Annotated in this window: 19 protein-coding genes; 8 read left to right on the top strand and 11 right to left on the bottom strand. The window is 59.7% G+C overall.

Features of this window, described 5'->3' with window-relative positions; genetic code table 11:
* Window positions 1-9: 9 nt before the first annotated feature.
* On the bottom strand, window positions 10-1,794 hold the full coding sequence (locus AYR47_RS07335) for a GMC family oxidoreductase (protein WP_033900403.1): 1,785 nt from the start codon (window positions 1,792-1,794) through the stop codon (window positions 10-12).
* Between the two features lie 2 nt (window positions 1,795-1,796).
* Window positions 1,797-2,549: a gluconate 2-dehydrogenase subunit 3 family protein gene (locus tag AYR47_RS07330; RefSeq protein ID WP_033900409.1), complete on the bottom strand. Its 753-nt coding sequence runs from the start codon at window positions 2,547-2,549 to the stop codon at window positions 1,797-1,799.
* 231 nt (window positions 2,550-2,780) lie between these two features.
* On the opposite strand from AYR47_RS07330, the gene AYR47_RS07325 reads away from it, so the two are divergent.
* Entirely contained in the window at window positions 2,781-3,428 is a 648-nt protein-coding gene (locus tag AYR47_RS07325) for a phosphatase domain-containing protein (protein ID WP_033900504.1), read from the top strand.
* 2 nt (window positions 3,429-3,430) lie between these two features.
* On the opposite strand, the gene AYR47_RS07320 is transcribed toward AYR47_RS07325, so the two are convergent.
* The 3 genes from AYR47_RS07320 to prlC all read right to left on the bottom strand — a co-directional run bounded on the left by AYR47_RS07320 (window position 3,431) and on the right by prlC (window position 7,930).
* Window positions 3,431-5,434 (bottom strand): M3 family metallopeptidase, encoded by a 2,004-nt coding sequence (locus AYR47_RS07320; RefSeq protein WP_061434736.1) that lies wholly within the window; start codon window positions 5,432-5,434, stop codon window positions 3,431-3,433.
* Window positions 5,435-5,558: 124 nt separating this feature from the next.
* Window positions 5,559-5,834 carry a YheV family putative zinc ribbon protein gene (locus AYR47_RS07315; protein WP_010207776.1) on the bottom strand — a complete coding sequence of 92 codons (276 nt, stop codon included), beginning with the start codon at window positions 5,832-5,834 and terminating at the stop codon, window positions 5,559-5,561.
* Window positions 5,831-7,930 carry an oligopeptidase A gene (gene prlC / locus AYR47_RS07310; RefSeq protein WP_177075791.1) on the bottom strand — a complete coding sequence of 700 codons (2,100 nt, stop codon included), beginning with the start codon at window positions 7,928-7,930 and terminating at the stop codon, window positions 5,831-5,833. Before prlC ends, AYR47_RS07315 begins: the two co-directional genes overlap by 4 nt.
* A gap of 54 nt (window positions 7,931-7,984) precedes the next feature.
* Here prlC and AYR47_RS07305 point away from each other — a divergent pair, with 54 nt between their 5' ends.
* Together AYR47_RS07305 and AYR47_RS07300 are read left to right on the top strand one after the other, a co-directional pair.
* Entirely contained in the window at window positions 7,985-8,527 is a 543-nt protein-coding gene (locus AYR47_RS07305) for a gamma carbonic anhydrase family protein (protein ID WP_033900414.1), read from the top strand.
* On the top strand, window positions 8,524-9,183 hold the full coding sequence (locus tag AYR47_RS07300) for an HAD family hydrolase (RefSeq protein ID WP_033900415.1): 660 nt from the start codon (window positions 8,524-8,526) through the stop codon (window positions 9,181-9,183). The genes AYR47_RS07305 and AYR47_RS07300 overlap by 4 nt, the downstream gene beginning before the upstream one ends.
* Before the next feature lie 96 nt (window positions 9,184-9,279).
* On the opposite strand, the gene AYR47_RS07295 is transcribed toward AYR47_RS07300, so the two are convergent.
* A complete protein-coding gene (locus tag AYR47_RS07295) occupies window positions 9,280-10,323 on the bottom strand; it encodes an aminopeptidase (protein ID WP_061434734.1) in 1,044 nt (347 codons plus the stop codon).
* A gap of 142 nt (window positions 10,324-10,465) precedes the next feature.
* On the opposite strand from AYR47_RS07295, the gene AYR47_RS07290 reads away from it, so the two are divergent.
* Complete coding sequence (locus AYR47_RS07290) at window positions 10,466-10,888, top strand: PA0061/PA0062 family lipoprotein (RefSeq protein ID WP_033900419.1); 423 nt, start codon at window positions 10,466-10,468, stop codon at window positions 10,886-10,888.
* Here AYR47_RS07290 and AYR47_RS07285 read toward each other — a convergent pair whose 3' ends face one another.
* Both AYR47_RS07285 and AYR47_RS07280 read right to left on the bottom strand, forming a co-directional pair.
* Entirely contained in the window at window positions 10,889-11,128 is a 240-nt protein-coding gene (locus AYR47_RS07285) for a DUF1161 domain-containing protein (protein WP_016969660.1), read from the bottom strand.
* Between the two features lie 109 nt (window positions 11,129-11,237).
* Window positions 11,238-11,669 (bottom strand): OsmC family protein, encoded by a 432-nt coding sequence (locus AYR47_RS07280; RefSeq protein ID WP_038851085.1) that lies wholly within the window; start codon window positions 11,667-11,669, stop codon window positions 11,238-11,240.
* A gap of 217 nt (window positions 11,670-11,886) precedes the next feature.
* Here AYR47_RS07280 and AYR47_RS07275 point away from each other — a divergent pair, with 217 nt between their 5' ends.
* Window positions 11,887-12,888, top strand: a complete 1,002-nt coding sequence (locus tag AYR47_RS07275) for an LLM class flavin-dependent oxidoreductase (RefSeq protein ID WP_033900424.1) — start codon at window positions 11,887-11,889, stop codon at window positions 12,886-12,888.
* Window positions 12,889-12,947: 59 nt separating this feature from the next.
* On the opposite strand, the gene AYR47_RS07270 is transcribed toward AYR47_RS07275, so the two are convergent.
* Entirely contained in the window at window positions 12,948-13,175 is a 228-nt protein-coding gene (locus AYR47_RS07270; protein WP_028618619.1) for a DUF1161 domain-containing protein, read from the bottom strand.
* A 115-nt stretch (window positions 13,176-13,290) separates the two neighbouring features.
* Window positions 13,291-13,506 (bottom strand): dodecin, encoded by a 216-nt coding sequence (locus AYR47_RS07265; RefSeq protein WP_007953919.1) that lies wholly within the window; start codon window positions 13,504-13,506, stop codon window positions 13,291-13,293.
* 156 nt (window positions 13,507-13,662) lie between these two features.
* On the opposite strand from AYR47_RS07265, the gene AYR47_RS07260 reads away from it, so the two are divergent.
* Window positions 13,663-13,989, top strand: coding sequence for a DUF883 family protein (locus AYR47_RS07260; protein WP_003170746.1), 327 nt, complete (start codon window positions 13,663-13,665; stop codon window positions 13,987-13,989).
* Here AYR47_RS07260 and AYR47_RS07255 read toward each other — a convergent pair.
* Window positions 13,986-14,882 (bottom strand): LysR family transcriptional regulator, encoded by an 897-nt coding sequence (locus AYR47_RS07255; protein ID WP_033900427.1) that lies wholly within the window; start codon window positions 14,880-14,882, stop codon window positions 13,986-13,988. The two genes, AYR47_RS07260 and AYR47_RS07255, sit on opposite strands and share 4 nt — an antisense overlap.
* A 110-nt stretch (window positions 14,883-14,992) precedes the next feature.
* Between AYR47_RS07255 and trpB the strand changes: the two genes are divergently transcribed.
* Entirely contained in the window at window positions 14,993-16,219 is a 1,227-nt protein-coding gene (gene trpB / locus AYR47_RS07250; RefSeq protein ID WP_016978751.1) for a tryptophan synthase subunit beta, read from the top strand.
* Window positions 16,219-17,028 (top strand): tryptophan synthase subunit alpha, encoded by an 810-nt coding sequence (gene trpA, locus AYR47_RS07245; RefSeq protein ID WP_033900432.1) that lies wholly within the window; start codon window positions 16,219-16,221, stop codon window positions 17,026-17,028. Before trpB ends, trpA begins: the two co-directional genes overlap by 1 nt.
* Window positions 17,029-17,043 lie beyond the last annotated feature (15 nt).

The raw sequence follows: 17,043 nt of genomic DNA, 5'->3' as shown, positions 1-17,043 counted from the left end.
CATCGCTCCTTATGCCTGAACCAGCGGGCCGGGGTTTTTCAGGTACTGCTCGCGGATGGCCCGCGCCGACCAATAGGTCAACGCCGCCACCAGCCCTGTAGGGTTGTAGCCCAAGCCTTGTGGGAAAGCGGATGCGCCTGGGACAAACACGTTGTGTACATCCCAGCACTGCAGGTAGCGATTCAACGCACTGGTTTTCGGGTCGGTGCCCATGATCGCGCCACCGTTCAAATGGGTGGTCTGGTACGACGCTGTGTTGAAGTGCTCGCCGACTTTTTTACCGAGCACGGCAATGGCCTTGGGGTTCATCGCCTCAGCGACCTTGCCCATTTTTTCGACCATGAAGCGGTTCATTTTGATGTCGTTTTCCTGCCAGTCGAATGTCATCCGCAGCAACGGCTGGCCGTAGGCATCGCGGTACACCGGGTCCAGATCCAGGTAGTTACCCCGGTAGGATTGATGGGCACCGTGGGCATCCATCGACACCTGGTGAGTGTAGTAATCGGCGGTGGCACGCTTCCACGCGCTGCCCCAGGCGGGGGTGCCCGGCGGGTTGGACGTACCGGCAATCGGCCGGCTACCGGCCTGGTTGACCCACATCGGCGAACCGCCCACAAAGCCATGGGGCCCGTGGTCGAAGTTGTCGGCGTTGAAGTCATCGATGGCCACGCCATTGCCTCCCGCGCCGATGAAGTTGTTGGTGTAGGTGTCCTTGTCGAAGAACGCCTTGATGGTCGCCATGTTCTGGTAGGCGAAGTTCCTGCCCACCACGCCCTCGTTGGTGATCGGGTCGTAGGGCTTGCCGATACCGGAGAGCAGCATCAAGCGCACGTTGTGGAACTGGAACGCGCCGAGGATCACCAGGTCCGCCGGTTGCTCGCATTCCCGGCCCTGGGCGTCGATGTACGTCACACCCGTGGCCTTGCTCTTGGTGCTGTCAAGATTGACCTTGAGCACGTGGGAATTGGGCCGCAGTTCAAAATTCGGCACCTGGCGCAACGCCGGCAGGATGTTCACGTTCGGCGACGCCTTGGAGTACATGTAGCAGACGTAGCCGCTGCAAAAACCGCAGAAGTTGCACGGCCCCATCTGGGCGCCGTAGGGGTTGGTGTAAGGCCCCGACGTATTGGCTGATGGCAGGTTGTAGGGTTTGTAACCCACATCGCTAGCCGCTTTCTGAAACAGCTGTGCAGAGACGGTGTTCTTCTGCGATTCCAGCGGGAACGGGTTGGAACGGTCGGGCGCGTACGGGTTGCCGCCACGGCCTTCGCCAACCAGTTGGCCTTTCACTGTCCAGGCTTGGCCGGAAGTGCCGAAGACTTTTTCTGCGTAGTCGAAGAACGGCTCCAGCTCTTCGTAACTCACGCCGAAGTCCTGGATGGTCATGTCCTTGGGAATGAAGTTTTTACCGTAGCGCTCTTCGTAATGGCTGCGCATGCGCAGCTCGATCGGATCGACCCGAAAGTGCACACCCGACCAATGCAGACCCGCACCGCCCACACCATTGCCCGGCAGGAACGCACCCAACTGACGGTTGGGCAGGGCGACATCATTCACGCTATGGCGAATGGTCACCGTCTCTTTAGAAATGTCCTGGAAGAGTTTTTTACGCACGCTGTAGGTCAATTCGTCGATGACCTGGGGATAGTTGCCGTCCGGGTAAGTGTCCTGCATCGGGCCGCGCTCCAGCGCTACCACGTTCAGGCCTGCTTCCGTCAGCTCCTTGGCCATGATAGCGCCGGTCCAGCCGAAGCCTACGATCACTGCATCGACTTTCTTCATGATGGTCGCCACGTTTATGCCCTCTCGCCGCGGATGGAAACTGCCGGGAAAGGGTATTGCTCGTTGCGTTCAACCCAGTCCATGAAGTCGGCGCGAGCGCCGGGGAAGCCGATCATGGTCCAGCCGACCATGCCTTTGTTGCCACCGTGGATCGGGTCGCAGAAGAAGCCTTCCTTGGTGTTTTGCAACAACAGGTTGAAAAACATCTTGGGCGGCACCGCCTCGAAATGCGCTGTCACCTCACCGCCGCCAGCCTCCAGACGGCGCAACATATCGTCTCGGGTAGCGCTGTCTTGCGCAGCAAAAACTTTGCCGTTGAAGGCTTTCGACCAAGCATCCGTCGCGGCAATGCCCAAACGATAGATCTCCTTGGGCACCAATTTGCTCTGCCAGCCCATCTCCGGCGGCGCATCCGCGTTGAACGGACCTTGCATGAACCACAGGGCACCGCTGGCGTATGGCGTGTTCATCTGGCGGTCAATGTATTCCGGCGCACCCGCTTCCAGGGCACCTGGGCCTTGGGCATCGGCGGGAATCAGCTGCGCGACAGCGGCGTTGATAAACGCCCATTCCTCGGCGGTGAAATACGTGGGCTCGTAGGCCTTTTCGCTGGCTTTAGGCTTGGCCGGCGCGGCCTGGGCCGGCTCAGGCGTGGCCATCAGCATCGAGCCGCCAAGGCCGGTGCTGGCAACCGTGACCACCGGGATCAAGGTCAAGGATTTGCGCAGAAAGTCACGCCGGGGGTTGTCTTGATCTTGATCAGACATGGTGGCACCTCATCATGTGGTCACGGGTTTATCAGCCGGCTTCTGGTGAGCGGCTTGGCTTTTTTCGGCAATCAATGGTTACAAATGATAGCAGGCTATGCATCGAGAGAAGCGCTTCAGCGACTAAAGACTGAGGATTCACGGTTCTTTGACGGCGTCCTCACACATCATTGACCCCCCTTGGACCAACCTGAGCGGCATTCACCTATCTCCTGCTCGGTCATGTCACCCATGCTCAAGAATCAATGGCTACCGGCCTTCGGCCTCGCGTTCATCGCGCTGTTTTCCAGTGCCTTCGTTCAAGCCGACGAGCCGATCTCCATCCGTTCCCCCGAGTGGGCACAACCAGTGGGCAGCCAATACAACCTTCACCAGATGACACCCACGCTTTATCGCAGCGCGCTACCGGACAGTAACGCAGCGCCCCTGCTGGAAAAGCTCAAGATCGGCACCGTGATCAATTTCCTGCCGGAATCCGATGCCGACTGGCTCAAATCCCCCGATATCCGCCAGGTACAGCTGACTTATCGCACCAACCATGTGGATGATTCCGACGTGCTGGCGGCGCTGAGAGCCATCCAGGAAGCCGAAACCAACGGCCCGGTGCTGATGCATTGCAAGCACGGCTCTGACCGTACCGGCCTGATGGCGGCAATGTATCGGGTGGTGATTCAGGGGTGGAGCAAGGAGGAAGCGTTGAACGAGATGACCTTGGGCGGCTTCGGCACCAGCAATGGCTTCAAAGACGGTGTTCGCTACATGATGAGGGCCGATGTCGCCAAGTTACGCCATGCGTTACTCAATGGAGAATGCAGCACCAGTGCCTTCGCCCTGTGTTCGATGAAGAGTTGGATGAACACTGCCAACACTGGCTCCTGAATTCAAACTGCGTTGCCGGGTGTAACGTCTAAAAATAACCGAACCGATTCAACCAACGATCGAGAGTGACCGGGAGCAAGCACGAGCTCGCGAAACGCACGACCCGTCTGCGGGTTGAACACACCCTCTTGCTCAAACCTTTTGAAGGCTGCACGTGCCAGCACTTCAGACCATTGGTAGGCATAAAATCCGCTTTCATATCCCGACACCATGTGGCTGAAGCCATTGGCGTAACGCACAGCGTCCAGCGCCGGAAGGTGCCCGACTTCACGGTTGGCACTCGCGAATATCTGCTCAATAGTGCGGCCATCGCCTTGAGTGCGGTGCACTTCGATATCAAACAACGCCATGGTCAATGACTCTGCACGCGCCCAAGAGGTCTGGGTGTTGGCATACGCCACTTGCTGCCGGGCTAACGTCTCAGGCAAATTCGCGCTCGTTTCGTGATGACTGGAAAGCCAGACAAGGCATTCAGGTGAATCACACCAGCGTTCAAAGAATTGACCGCAAAATTCCGCACTGTCCATACCCACATCATCGACGCCCATTTTGGTGCGATAGCCTAAGCCCATCATCATGTGCTGGAAGCAGTGACCGAACTCATGAAAAAGGATCTTGAGCTGCCGATGCCCGAGCAAACAAGGCTCATCAGGAGCCCCTTCAAACTGGCTAAAGAGCACGACCATCGGTTGCACTCTGCGACTTTCAGCCGTAGTCCAGCGGTTTCTCAACGATAATGCGTAGGGGAAGTCTGCGGCATTTTGCCGATAGGGTACGAAATAGATCTGACCCAGCACTTCACCCTGATCCAGTAGCTGAAAGAGGCGAACCCCGGGTGCCCAGGAGTCGAAGCCATACAGTTCGATAATTTGGATGTCGAACAGACGCCCCACTAGCGCAAACAACCGAGATAAGGTGGTATCGAGGGGAAAATAGACGCGCAGTTCCTCTTCGGCAATACCACTGGTTCTTTGCCGAATGATTTGCGCCAGAAAGGCGTGGTCCCAGCGTTGCAGGTCTGCCAGCCCAAGCTCTTGACCCAATGCCGTGATCGCCTGCTTGTCATGGGCGAAGACTGTGCGTGATACCGAAATCTGGTCACGAATAAAAGCCAGCACTTGATCATCGGTATCCAAAATTTGGAATTCGAGTGCCAATTGAACAAAGTTGGTGTAACCCAATAGCTTGGCTTTTTGATTACGGCTGACCATCAGCCTCTGCAACAACGGACCATTGTCGAACTGCCCGGCGTGCGGACCCAGGTCAGAAGCACGCGTGTTGTGGGCGGTGAAAATCTCCTCTCGCAATATTCGATTCTGCGCGTAAGCCATGCAGTCGCGGTAACTCTCCTCATTCAATGTCATCAGCCAACCTTGCAGGTTAACCGCACGGGCATTGCGTGCCATACGCGCTTTGAGCGCCGAAGAAAGTCCCTGCAGCACTGATTCATCGGTGATGTGCTTGCGCCACGCGCTGTTGGCCTGTTCCAACCGAGTCAGGAACGATTGCTGGAGACCGGCAATTTCACGGTCGAGCGTCGCCAGTCTTTTTTGCGCAGCGGGCTCCAACTCGATACCCGCTAGCCGAAACCTACTCAGGGTGCGCCTCAGCAAACTCTGACGGGACGCATCGAACAGAGCTGCTGGTGAGCTCTCAACCAACATTTTGTAGCAGTCGAACAGCCCACGATGACTCGTCAGTTCTCTCACGAACTCTACGGCCCGAAAAGTGGCTTGCGCGCTGGCTTCCATCCACTGCTGATCGGTGTTTACGCTGTCGAGGAGGGAGATCACAACTAACACCTCGTCGATACGAGAGGTAACGGCTTCCATCGCCAGCACCAGATCATCCCAGTTTGGATAGTGCCGCTGGCTGGCGGTGATGCGGGCGACTTCGTTGCGACTGTGCAGCACGATCGCATCGACAGCTGGCACGAGGTGTTCGGCACGAATAGCCGAGAAAGGCGGCAGGTGATAATCCTGCAACAAGGGATTGGGGTCGGGCATGGTGCTTCCTTGAAGACAACAACAGGGAGTTGTCATCCTGGAACACGCCACAGCAGAGAAGGGTGTAAATGCTTAACGCTCTTCGCCCTGAAGTTTTTGTTTCAGGGCGAAGACATCAACGTTGTCAGTCTTTTTTCAGCTTCGGATTAGGAAAGAACTGCACCGCCTGCACCTTGGGGTCCGCTGGGGCTTTCAACGCAGACGTATTCACCCGCGTGCCCAATTCCTTGGGCACCGACAGCCCCTGGTCATTCAGCGTGTCGGTATAGCCGCAAGCCACGCACTCGCGATGGGGCACGTTGTCTTCGGTCCACATCTTCAACTTGTCCGGCTCGCTGCACGCCGGGCAGACCGCCCCGGCGATAAATTGCTTTTTGGTGATCACAGGCCCTTCACTCATGCTGCCGCGTCCTCACTCAGGCCGCTGTGGCGCAAGAGTGCGTCAATCGACGGCGCACGTCCGCGGAAGTCGACGAACAGCACCATCGGTTCCTGGGAACCGCCACGCGCCAGGATCGCCTCGCGGAAGGCGCGGCCGGTCTCAGCGTTGAGTACGCCCTCTTCTTCAAACTTGGAGAAGGCATCCGCCGACAACACTTCAGCCCACTTGTAGCTGTAGTAACCCGCCGCATAACCGCCAGCGAAAATGTGCGCGAAGCTGTTGGGGAAGCGGTTGTAGGCCGGCGGACGCATCACCGACACCTCATCGCGCACGCCTTCGAGCACCTGGGCCACGCTGCGGCCATCACCGTGGGTGGCATGCAGTTCGAAGTCGAACAGCGAAAACTCCAGCTGACGCACCATCATCAAGCCGGACTGGAAGTTTTTCGCCGCGAGCATTTTTTCCAGCAGATCCTGGGGCAGTGGTTCGCCGCTTTCGTAGTGACCGGAAATCAACGCCAAGCCCTCTGGCTCCCAGCACCAGTTCTCCATGAATTGGCTCGGCAACTCCACCGCATCCCACGCCACGCCGTTGATACCGGACACGCCAGCATGTTCAACACGGGTCAGCAGGTGATGCAGGCCGTGGCCGAATTCGTGGAACAGGGTAGTGACTTCATCGTGGGTCAGCAGGGCAGGCTTGCCGCTGTCGGCCGGGGTGAAGTTGCACACCAGATTGGCCACCGGGCTTTGCAGTACGCCGTCGATTTTGCGGCGACGGTCGCGCGCGCCGTCCATCCAGGCGCCGCCACGCTTGTTGGCGCGGGCGTACAAGTCGAAGAAGAAACGGCCGACGTGCTGGCCGTTTTCCTTGATTTCAAACAGGCGGACATCCGGGTGCCAGGTGTCGAAGCCTTTTTGCTCGGCGATCTCGATGCCATACAGGCGTTGCACGATGGCAAACAGGCCGCTCAACACTTTGTCGATCGGGAAGTAGGCGCGTAGGGCTTCCTGGGACACGCTGTAGCGTTGCTCGCGGAGTTTTTCGCCGTAGAAACCGCTGTCCCAGCTTTGCAGGTCGGCGCAGCCTTGTTCGGCGGCGTAGGCCTTGAGCTGCTGCAGGTCCTGGGCGGCAAACGGCTTGCTGCGCTTGGCCAGGTCGCGCAGGAAGCTCAGCACCTGGTCGCTGGACTCGGCCATTTTGGTGGCCAGGCTCAATTCGGAGAACGACGCATAACCCAGCAGCTTGGCCAGCTCCTGACGCAGGTCGAGGATCTGTTCCATCACCGGGCCGTTATCGTTCTGACCGGCATTCGGGCCTTGGTCCGACGCACGGGTGCAGTAGGCCGCGTAGACTTCTTCACGCAGGGCGCGGTCTTGGGCGTAGGTCATCACCGCGTAGTAGCTTGGGAATTCCAGGGTGATCAACCAGCCGTCGAGGCTTTTGGCCTGGGCGGCGGCGGCCATTTGCGCCTTGGCCGAATCGGTCAGGCCGGCGAGGGTGGCTTCGTCGGTGACGTGTTTGGTCCAGGCCTGGGTGGCATCCAGCAATTGGTTGGAAAATTTGCTGCCCAGCTCGGATAGCTTGCTCTGCACTTCGGCGTAGCGTTTTTGCTGCTCCGGCGGCAGATCGATACCCGACAGACGGAAGTCACGCAGGGAGTGTTCCAGGATGGTTTTTTGCGCCACGTCGAAACCGGCGGCTTCCGGGCTGTTGGCCAGGGCTTCGAAGGCCTGGAACAGTGCACGGTTCTGGCCCATCTCGGTAGAGTAGGCGCTCAACGCCGGCAGGCAGCCTTCGTAGGCTTCGCGCAGTTCGGCGCTGTTGCACACGGCGTTGAGGTGGCTGACCGGGCTCCAGGCGGCGCCCAGGCGGTCATTCAGTTCGTCCATGGCCAGGACCAGACCGGCCCACGTCGGATTTTTCCCCTGACTTTGCAGGATGCCTTCGATGGCGACACGGTTGTCGGCGAGGATCTGTTCGATGGCCGGCTGGACGTGCTCGGCACGGATCGCCGAGAACGGCGGCAGGTCGTAGGACTGCAGAAGCGGGTTGTTCGCGCTCACGGTTGGCACCTTGGCTGAAGAAACATGTAAGAACAAAGATGGGGCCATCTTAATTACAATCAACGCCCACCGCAGCTATCAGCAGAAGAGAGAGAGGCTATCGTGACCCTTCGCACCTATCAGAACCACACGCCGGCCCTGGGCGCCGGGGCTTTTGTCGATATTTCGGCGGTGGTGATCGGCGATGTCGAAATCGGCGCCGACAGCTCGGTCTGGCCGCTGACCGTGATCCGCGGCGACATGCACCGCATCCGCATCGGTGCGCGCACCAGCGTGCAGGATGGCTGCGTGCTGCACATCACCCACGCAGGGCCCTTCAATCCGGAGGGCTTCCCGTTGCTGATCGGCGACGACGTGACCATCGCCCACAAAGTCATGCTGCATGGCTGCACCGTGGGCAGCCGCATCCTGATCGGCATGGGCAGCATCGTCATGGACGGCGCGGTGGTGGAAGACGACGTGATCATCGGCGCCGGCAGCCTGGTGCCGCCAGGCAAGAAACTCGAAAGCGGGTTCCTGTACGTGGGCAGCCCGGTTAAACAAGTCCGCCCGCTGACTGACAAGGAGCGCGCCTTTTTCACCTACAGCGCCGCGAACTACGTGAAGCTCAAAGACCTGCACCTGGCTGAAGGATTCGACCGATGACCCTGCACTACCAAACCGTGCTGTTCGACCTGGACGGCACCCTCACTGACCCGCGCGAAGGCATTACCCGCTCGATCCAATATGCCCTCGGCAAACTGGGGATCGACGAGCCGGATCTGACCAAGCTGGAGCACTTCATCGGCCCGCCGTTGCTGCAAGCGTTCATGCAGTTCTACGGTTTTGACGAAGCCAAGGCCTGGGAGGCGGTGAATTTCTACCGCGAGCGCTTCAAGGTGACCGGCTTGTATGAGAACCGCGTGTTCGACGGCGTGATGCCGTTGCTGGAGGACTTGAGCGGCCAGGGGCGCCAACTCTACGTCGCCACCTCCAAGCCTTGGGTATTCGCCCGCGAGATCGCGCGGCACTTCGATTTCGCCAAGCACTTCAAGGTGATCTACGGCAGCGAACTGGACGGTACGCGCACCAACAAGGTCGAACTGATCGCCCACTTGATGAGCGAGGAAGGCCTGGACCCGGCCACCACCCTGATGATTGGTGACCGCAAGCATGACCTGATCGGCGCGCGCAGCAACGGGTTGGATTCGGCAGCGGTGGGGTATGGGTTTGGCAGTTTCGAAGAGCTGAATGCCGAGGCGCCGACTTGGCATTTTGAAACATTGGGTGAGATGCATCAGGCGTTCCTACAGCGGCCTTGAGACCGCCTTCGCGAGCAAGCCCGCTCCCACATTCGACCGCATTTATTCGGTAGGAACGGGGCCGAATGTGGGAGCGGGCTTGCTCGCGAAGAGGCCCTAAAGGCCATCACCTTGCAACTGCCTCAACGCTGCTTTGCGCTGGTCAATCGGCATCCCACCGATCTTCTCCACCGCCTTATAAAACCTCACCCAATCCCCACCTTCCCGTGCAAACAACGCCGCAAACGCCGGCACCCACTGGTCATACAGCCCGAACGGCAACAACCGCGCGTTGTTCATCGGCTGGTTGATCCACGCGTCATAACGCTTATCCCCGCCCCACTGGCTGTCGCGCAGTTGCCGGTACTCGCTGCGCAAACGCTCGAACTCGGCCGCCTTGGCCTGACGCATCGCATCAGCGGCCAGCGGTTGGGCATAGAGTTTTTCCAAGCGTTGCCGGGTGTCGAGGACCAGCTGGATAAACTGGTCACGCTGCTTCGACGTCGACAGGCTCTGCGGCGGCAACCCCCGCGCAGCACGCCATTGCCGCGTGCCTTCTTGCTCGACGAAATTGGCAAACGACTCGTTGAACTCGGTGTCGTCCTTCACATAGAAACGTTGGTGCGCCAGCTCATGGAAAATCAACGTGGCCAGGCGCTCATCGCCCCAGCTCATCATCGAATTCATGATCGGGTCGTTGAACCAACCCAAGGTGGAATAGGCCTCGACGCCACCGATCGACACATCCATGCCGCGCTGTTTCAACAACGCCGCCTCACCGCGCGCCGCGCCCTGGTTGTAGTAACCGCGATAGGCCACACAGCCGGCAATGGGGAAGCAATGGGTTTCGGGGGACAGGGAAAACTCCTGCGTGGCAAACACATTCCAGACCACATAGGGCCGACCGATATCGGCATACAACCTGTAGCTCTGGTTGTCAGGCAGGTGCAAATGCTCACTGGCGAACGTGCGCGCTTTTTGTGATTGCACCAGGTGTTCGCGTAACAGCGGCGGGCGGGAAGAATCGGCAATGACCTGCGCCACCGGCTCTCGGGCCCGCAGCAATTGCCATTGGCCGCTGACCAACTGGCTGTAATAACTCACGCTGGAGCAGCCGCTGAGCAGCAAGACCATCACCCCTGGAAGAAAACGCCTGACCATGCCCCGACCGCTCCTGGGTAATTTGCTCGCCAGACTATCGCGCCTGTGCGGAATTTTTCCATGGCATGACGTGTTTATACTCATAGGGAGTCTGCTGCCATCGGCGCCAGGCTCACTACTTCCTTCCCATTGAGTGCCTGCCATGCGCCAGCTCTTGCTTCCCGTTGCCGCCCTGTTCCTCGGTGCCTGCACCACCACGCCCGTGCCACCGGCGGATCCACAGCAAGCGTGGGTCGACTTCACCACGCCGACACCGGGTTCCAAGCTGGTGATGGCGCAGCGCCTGGATGGCAAGAACCTGGAGGATGGGCGTTTCTTCCAATTCCCGCCCGGCCATCACGAACTGATGGTGCGCTTCGACTTTGAAGTCCCGGCCGGCGGCGGTTTGGGTGGGCTCAGCCAGATGATGTATCGCACCTGCTTCATGACCCTGGAATACGACCACTTCCAGGCCGGCCAGCGTTACGTGCTGGAAGGGCGCTCGCTGGCCTTCACGCCGAATATCCGGCTATATGACTCGGCGCGTCAGTTGCTCGCGGAGGAACGCAGCGTCAACTGCATCTGATCAGTCGTTGTTTTTCTGGTAGATGATGCGCTTGGTGCCGTTTTCGCACGAACCGACAATCATCGCACTGTCGTGATTCTTGGCTTCTTCGGCGGTGATGATTTCCAGGGTGTACGAAGGAATCGCCTTGGCCTGGATCTTCACTTCAATCTCTTTCCTGAGCTCTTCACAATCTTTTGGCGCGGCCACGGCCGAAGTGGCCAATACACCGCAGATGATTGCCAAGGCAAAACGTTTCATGTGTGAAGCTCCCTGAATGCACTGCGCACGGATGTGCGCTTAGGCTGCAGGCTATTCGATCATATTTGAGGCTTCAGGAGCGAGCCTGCTCGCTCCTGAAGTAGAGGGATTAGCCGACCAGCGTGGCATCCAGGCTGATTTTCGCATTCAGCACCTTGGACACTGGGCACCCTTCCTTGGCCTTCTTGCTCAATTCATCGAACTGCGCCTGGCTTGCACCCGGAATCTTGGCCTTGAGGATCAGGTGCACGGCGGTGATCGCAAAACCACCGTCGACCTGGTCCAGGGTTACTTCAGCCTGGGTGTCGATGCTGTCGGCCTTGAGCCCGGCATCGCCGAGAATCATGGAAAAGGCCATGGAGAAACAGCCGGCGTGGGCCGCTCCGATCAGTTCTTCGGGGTTGGTGCCCTTGCCACCCTCGAAACGCGCCTTGAAGCCGTAGGGCGCTTCACGTAGCACGCCGGTTTCCGTGGAAATGGACCCCAGGCCTGTCTTCAGGTCACCTTCCCAATGCGCGGATGCTTTTTTCACAATACTCATAGCGGTCTCCTCGAACGGTGGTTTTGCGTCAGTAAGGGTTCTGAGGATAGTCGGACTGGCAAAGTTCATCTTGTGAGAGAAACCTAGCAATCAAGTAGGAAATTTCCTGAGTCGCTATTGAATCTCGGGTATATGCCCTCATTGCATAGACATGCACATGAAGCGGCAGGTTTTGGTTCGTCTAAGAAGCCTGCGCCCCCATTGGAGAAGCAGGCTTATGAAATCGCTGTCCGACGTAAAATTTTCCACCCTCGACCTGGTGCCCGTACGCGCCAATGGCAGCATCGCGCAGTCGCTGCGCAATTCCCTGGACCTGGCCCAGCACGTGGAAAAATTCGGCTACAACCGTTTCTGGGTGGCCGAGCACCACAATATGGACGGTATCGCCAGTTCGGCCACTTCGGTGCTGCTGGGCTACCTGGCCGGTGGTACCTCGACCATTCGCGTCGGTTCCGGCGGCGTGATGTTGCCCAACCACGCGCCGCTGGTGATCGCCGAACAGTTCGGCACCCTGGAAAGCCTCTACCCCGGCCGTATCGACCTGGGTCTGGGCCGCGCGCCCGGCTCCGACCAGATGACCGCCCGTGCCCTGCGCCGTGAGCGCTCCGGCAGCGCGGATGAATTCCCGGAAGACGTGGCTGAGCTGATGGCCTACCTGGGCCCTCGCACTCCCGACCAACGGATCATCGCCGTGCCTGGCACCGGCACTAACGTACCGGTGTGGCTGCTCGGCTCCAGCTTGTTCAGTGCACAGCTGGCAGGCGAACGCGGTTTGCCCTACGCCTTCGCCTCGCATTTCGCACCCCGCCTGATGCATGAGGCGATTCGCGTGTACCGCAATCACTTCAAACCGTCAGCCGTGCTGGATAAACCCTACGTGATGCTCGGCATTCCCCTGGTCGCGGCAGATACCGACGAGCAAGCGGACTACCTGGCTACCTCCGTCTACCAACGCATCCTTGCGCTGATGCGCGGGCAAAGCCTGGTGCAGCGTCCACCCGTAAAAACCATGGACGGCTTGTGGTTGCCCCATGAAAAAGACGCGGTCGGCAGCTTCCTGGGCCTGGCAATGGTCGGCGGCCCGGCGAAGATCCGCGCCAAGCTGGAGGTGTTGATCGAGCAGACCGGCGCCGACGAGCTGATTTTCACCAGCGACCTGTACGAACACGCCGACCGGATTCATTCCTACGAGCTGCTGGCGCAGGTGATGAAGGGCTAAAACCTTCAGACGAAAAAAACCGACGCAACGCGTCGGTTTTTTATGTCTGCAACACGGGATTAACCGCGCTTGTAGGCAATTTCCTTGGTGCCACCCTCGCAGGTGCCGACCACTGTGTGATCGCTCGGCGCAGCGCCTTTATCCACCACTTCCAGCGAATAACCCGAAGCGCCCTTGGCGTCGATTTTCGCTGCAATTTCGCTTTTGAGCTCTTCACAAGGCTTGCCCGCCGCCAGGGCCGTGCCTGCAATGCTCAACAAACCTACCGCTAACAGGAACTTCTTCATCCGTTACTTTCCTTGCGCTGATCGAAAAGAGCGTGCCGACGCTTGTGGCATCGGCACCCATTGGTTGTAGCGCAGGTTATGGCAATCGGCCAGTCAGCAAGTTCAACCGATGCGATCAACTACTGGCAATTCGGAACCCCACCTTGAGGGTGACCTGGAAGTGCGCGGCCTTGCCGTCCTTGATGTGACCACGGGTTTCAGTCACCTCGAACCATTCCAGATGCTTGATGCTCTTGTTGGCCTCGGCCAGCGCATTGTTGATGGCGTCTTCGATGCTGGAGGTAGACGAGCCCACCAGTTCAACTTTCTTGTAGGTGTGATGATCACTCATGGCAGTTCTCCTAAGGGTCGTTAAGCAAGCGTAGCAGTCAATGTTCGTACTGCTTCTGGCGACTGTTCGTACCCGAAAGTTCAGATTTACTGCACTTTCTGAAACGGCCGCAGTCGGTATCTACACACGCCACTCAATCACTTCAGGAGAGTCCACATGGCCAACACTTCTTTACGCAAAGCGTCGCTGGAAAGCATGGAAGCCGAGATTTCGAGCCTGCTCAAGTCTTTGGAAAGCCTCAAGGACGATGCATCCGACGAGTCGCGCAAAACCTTGAAGGCCCTGAAAAGCAATGCCGAGAATGCCCTCAAGCACTCCCGCCACTTGATCAGCGATGCCTACGAAGAAAGCAAAGTCAAAATCCGCGAAACCGGTGTTGCAACCCGGGACTACGCACAAGAGCACCCATGGACCACAGCCGGCGTCGCCGTCGGTGCACTGGGCCTGCTCGCGGCTTATCTGCTGTGCAAACGCGGCGACTAAACCGGTTCGCGCCGTAGCTCAGCCTTGAGCCACTGCGCCAGTTGCCCGGCGCGCCCATCGGCGGCGCGCTTGGGCAGCCACAGCGCCAGGTGCGCCGGGGTTTCACTGAAACCCCACGGCGCCACCAGGCGACCCGCACGCAAGTCCTCGGCCACCAGCGGCTGCGGGGCGATGGCTACACCCAATCCTGCCACTGCCGCCTCCAGTAAATAATACAAATGCTCAAACCCCTGGCCATGTTTCAACGCGCCGGGCTCGATGCCGTGCTGCGCCGCCCAACTGGGCCAGGCTTGCGGGCGTGACGTGGTGTGCAACAGCTTTTCACCACACAAGGCCTCGGCGGGTGCCTCGCGCAAACGTTCATAGCCGGCAAAGCGCGGGCTCATCACCGGGCCGATGCGTTCACTGGCCAGCTCATACACCTGCATATCCGCCGGCCATGGCGGCTCAGCGAACACCAACAGTGCGTCCAAGCCTGGGCGGCGCGGGTCCAGATCCCCATCACCCGCCGACAGGTGCAGGCGCAGGTCCGGCAAGTCTGCGTTCAAGCGGCCCAGGCGCGGGATCAACCAGCGCGCCAGCAGGCTGCCCGAACAGCCGAGCACGAAAGGCGCGTCGGCACTGGCCTGGGTTAACTCGGCACATACATCCCTCAACCGCTCGAAGGCCTCGGCGCTGGCATCCCGCAGCCGAACGCCCGCATCTGTGAGTTTAAGGCCGCGACCTTCCTTGACGAACAGGCTGATACCCAAATGCTCCTCCAGCACCTTCAACTGGCGGCTAACGGCACCGTGGGTCACATGCAATTGCTCGGCGGCCTGACTGACGCTGTTCAAGCGCGCAGTCGCTTCAAAGGCACGCAGGGCGTTGAGGGGCGGAAGGTCTCGGCTCATCTGTGAGTTTTCCTGACAGGTTGTGGCGATCTTATCGGTTTTCAGCGTAGAACGTCAGGGGTAGAGTGGCCCTCATTGCTTCCCACACCCCTTCTTTCCTGGAGCGTCCCATGACTCAGTCCCAGACCGATCTACGCAACGGCCCAGACGCCAACGGCCTGTTTGGCGCGTTCGGCGGCCGTTACGTCGCTGAAACCTTAATGCCGTTGATCCTCGACCTGGCCCGCGAATACGAAGCGGCCAAGGAAGATCCTGCATTCAAAGAGGAGTTGGCCTACTTCCAACGTGACTACGTCGGTCGTCCAAGCCCGCTGTACTTCGCCGAACGCCTGACCGAATTCTGCGGCGGCGCCAAGATCTACCTCAAGCGCGAAGAGCTGAACCACACCGGCGCGCACAAGATCAACAACTGCATCGGCCAGATCCTGCTGGCACGGCGCATGGGTAAAAAACGCATCATCGCCGAGACCGGCGCCGGCATGCACGGCGTGGCCACTGCCACCGTGGCCGCGCGCTTCGGCCTGCAATGCGTGATCTATATGGGCACCACTGACATCGAGCGCCAGCAAGCCAACGTGTTCCGCATGAAGCTGCTGGGCGCCGAAGTGATCCCAGTGGTGGCTGGCACCGGCACCCTGAAAGACGCGATGAACGAAGCCCTGCGTGACTGGGTGACCAACGTCGACAGCACCTTCTACCTGATCGGCACCGTGGCCGGCCCGCACCCTTACCCTGCAATGGTGCGCGACTTCCAGGCCGTGATCGGCAAGGAAACCCGCGACCAGCTGCAAGCCCAGGAAGGCCGCCTGCCGGACAGCCTGGTGGCGTGCATCGGCGGCGGTTCCAATGCCATGGGCCTGTTCCACCCGTTCCTGGACGACACCAGCGTCGAGATCATCGGCGTTGAAGCGGCCGGCCACGGCATCGAAACCGGCAAGCACGCGGCCAGCCTCAACGGTGGCGTACCGGGCGTGCTGCACGGCAACCGCACCTTCCTGCTGCAGGACGACGACGGCCAGATCATCGACGCCCACTCGATCTCCGCTGGCCTGGATTACCCCGGCATCGGCCCGGAACACGCGTGGTTGCACGACATCGGTCGCGTCCAATACACCTCGGTGACCGACGATGAAGCCCTCGACGCCTTCCACAAATGCTGCCGCCTGGAAGGGATCATTCCAGCCCTGGAAAGCGCCCACGCCCTGGCCGAAGTGTTCAAACGCGCGCCGACCCTGCCGAAGGATCACCTGATGGTGGTCAACCTGTCCGGCCGTGGCGACAAAGACATGCAGACCGTGATGCACCACATGGAAACTTCTCAGCAGGAGAAACACTGATGAGCCGCCTGCAAACCCGCTTCGCCCAGCTCAAAGAACAGAATCGCGCCGCCCTGGTGACCTTCGTCACGGCCGGCGACCCTGGCTACGACACCTCGCTGGCGATCCTCAAAGGCTTGCCAGCCGCCGGCGCCGACGTGATCGAGTTGGGCATGCCCTTCACCGACCCGATGGCCGACGGCCCGGCCATTCAACTGGCCAACATCCGCGCGTTGAACGCCAAGCAGAACCTGGTGAAAACCCTGCAGATGGTCCGCGAGTTCCGCCAGGACAACAACGACACGCCGCTGGTGTTGATGGGCTACTTCAACCCGATCCACAAATACGGCGTGCCGCAGTTTATTGCCGACGCCAAGGCAGCCGGCGTGGACGGCCTGATCGTGGTCGACATGCCGCCCGAGCATAACGGCGAACTGTGTGACCCGGCCCAAGCGGCGGGTATCGACTTCATCCGCCTGACCACGCCAACCACCGATGATGTGCGCCTGCCGACGGTTCTGAATGGCAGCTCCGGCTTTGTGTACTACGTGTCGGTGGCCGGTGTGACCGGTGCTGGCGCCGCGACCCTGGAGCACGTCGAAGAAGCCGTGACCCGCCTGCGTCGCCATACCGACCTGCCGATCAGCATCGGTTTTGGTATCCGCACGCCGGAACAAGCGGCGGCCATCGCCCGCTTGGCTGATGGTGTCGTCGTAGGTTCGGCGCTGATCGACCACATCGCCAACGCCAAGAATGACCAGCAAGCCATCGACGGTGTACTGAGCCTGTGTGCGGCATTGTCGGAAGGCGTGCGTAACGCTCGTAAGTAAGGGCCCCGTAAGCAG

This window comes from Pseudomonas azotoformans, assembly GCF_001579805.1.
Classification (GTDB): Bacteria; Pseudomonadota; Gammaproteobacteria; order Pseudomonadales; family Pseudomonadaceae; genus Aquipseudomonas; species Aquipseudomonas azotoformans_A.
This window is presented reverse-complemented; position numbering and strand designations above follow the sequence as displayed.

What these genes read in the sequence shown, in the direction of transcription:
- AYR47_RS07330 (WP_033900409.1), bottom strand. Translation starts at nt 2,549, where the DNA reads ATGTCTGATCAAGATCAAGACAACCCCCGGCGTGACTTTCTGCGCAAA.
- AYR47_RS07325 (WP_033900504.1), top strand. Translation starts at nt 2,781, where the DNA reads ATGCTCAAGAATCAATGGCTACCGGCCTTCGGCCTCGCGTTCATCGCG.
- AYR47_RS07320 (WP_061434736.1), bottom strand. Translation starts at nt 5,434, where the DNA reads ATGCCCGACCCCAATCCCTTGTTGCAGGATTATCACCTGCCGCCTTTC.
- AYR47_RS07315 (WP_010207776.1), bottom strand. Translation starts at nt 5,834, where the DNA reads ATGAGTGAAGGGCCTGTGATCACCAAAAAGCAATTTATCGCCGGGGCG.
- prlC (WP_177075791.1), bottom strand. Translation starts at nt 7,930, where the DNA reads ATGGCCCCATCTTTGTTCTTACATGTTTCTTCAGCCAAGGTGCCAACC.
- AYR47_RS07300 (WP_033900415.1), top strand. Translation starts at nt 8,524, where the DNA reads ATGACCCTGCACTACCAAACCGTGCTGTTCGACCTGGACGGCACCCTC.
- AYR47_RS07295 (WP_061434734.1), bottom strand. Translation starts at nt 10,323, where the DNA reads ATGGTCAGGCGTTTTCTTCCAGGGGTGATGGTCTTGCTGCTCAGCGGC.
- AYR47_RS07290 (WP_033900419.1), top strand. Translation starts at nt 10,466, where the DNA reads ATGCGCCAGCTCTTGCTTCCCGTTGCCGCCCTGTTCCTCGGTGCCTGC.
- AYR47_RS07285 (WP_016969660.1), bottom strand. Translation starts at nt 11,128, where the DNA reads ATGAAACGTTTTGCCTTGGCAATCATCTGCGGTGTATTGGCCACTTCG.
- AYR47_RS07280 (WP_038851085.1), bottom strand. Translation starts at nt 11,669, where the DNA reads ATGAGTATTGTGAAAAAAGCATCCGCGCATTGGGAAGGTGACCTGAAG.
- AYR47_RS07275 (WP_033900424.1), top strand. Translation starts at nt 11,887, where the DNA reads ATGAAATCGCTGTCCGACGTAAAATTTTCCACCCTCGACCTGGTGCCC.
- AYR47_RS07270 (WP_028618619.1), bottom strand. Translation starts at nt 13,175, where the DNA reads ATGAAGAAGTTCCTGTTAGCGGTAGGTTTGTTGAGCATTGCAGGCACG.
- AYR47_RS07265 (WP_007953919.1), bottom strand. Translation starts at nt 13,506, where the DNA reads ATGAGTGATCATCACACCTACAAGAAAGTTGAACTGGTGGGCTCGTCT.
- AYR47_RS07260 (WP_003170746.1), top strand. Translation starts at nt 13,663, where the DNA reads ATGGCCAACACTTCTTTACGCAAAGCGTCGCTGGAAAGCATGGAAGCC.
- AYR47_RS07255 (WP_033900427.1), bottom strand. Translation starts at nt 14,882, where the DNA reads ATGAGCCGAGACCTTCCGCCCCTCAACGCCCTGCGTGCCTTTGAAGCG.
- trpB (WP_016978751.1), top strand. Translation starts at nt 14,993, where the DNA reads ATGACTCAGTCCCAGACCGATCTACGCAACGGCCCAGACGCCAACGGC.
- trpA (WP_033900432.1), top strand. Translation starts at nt 16,219, where the DNA reads ATGAGCCGCCTGCAAACCCGCTTCGCCCAGCTCAAAGAACAGAATCGC.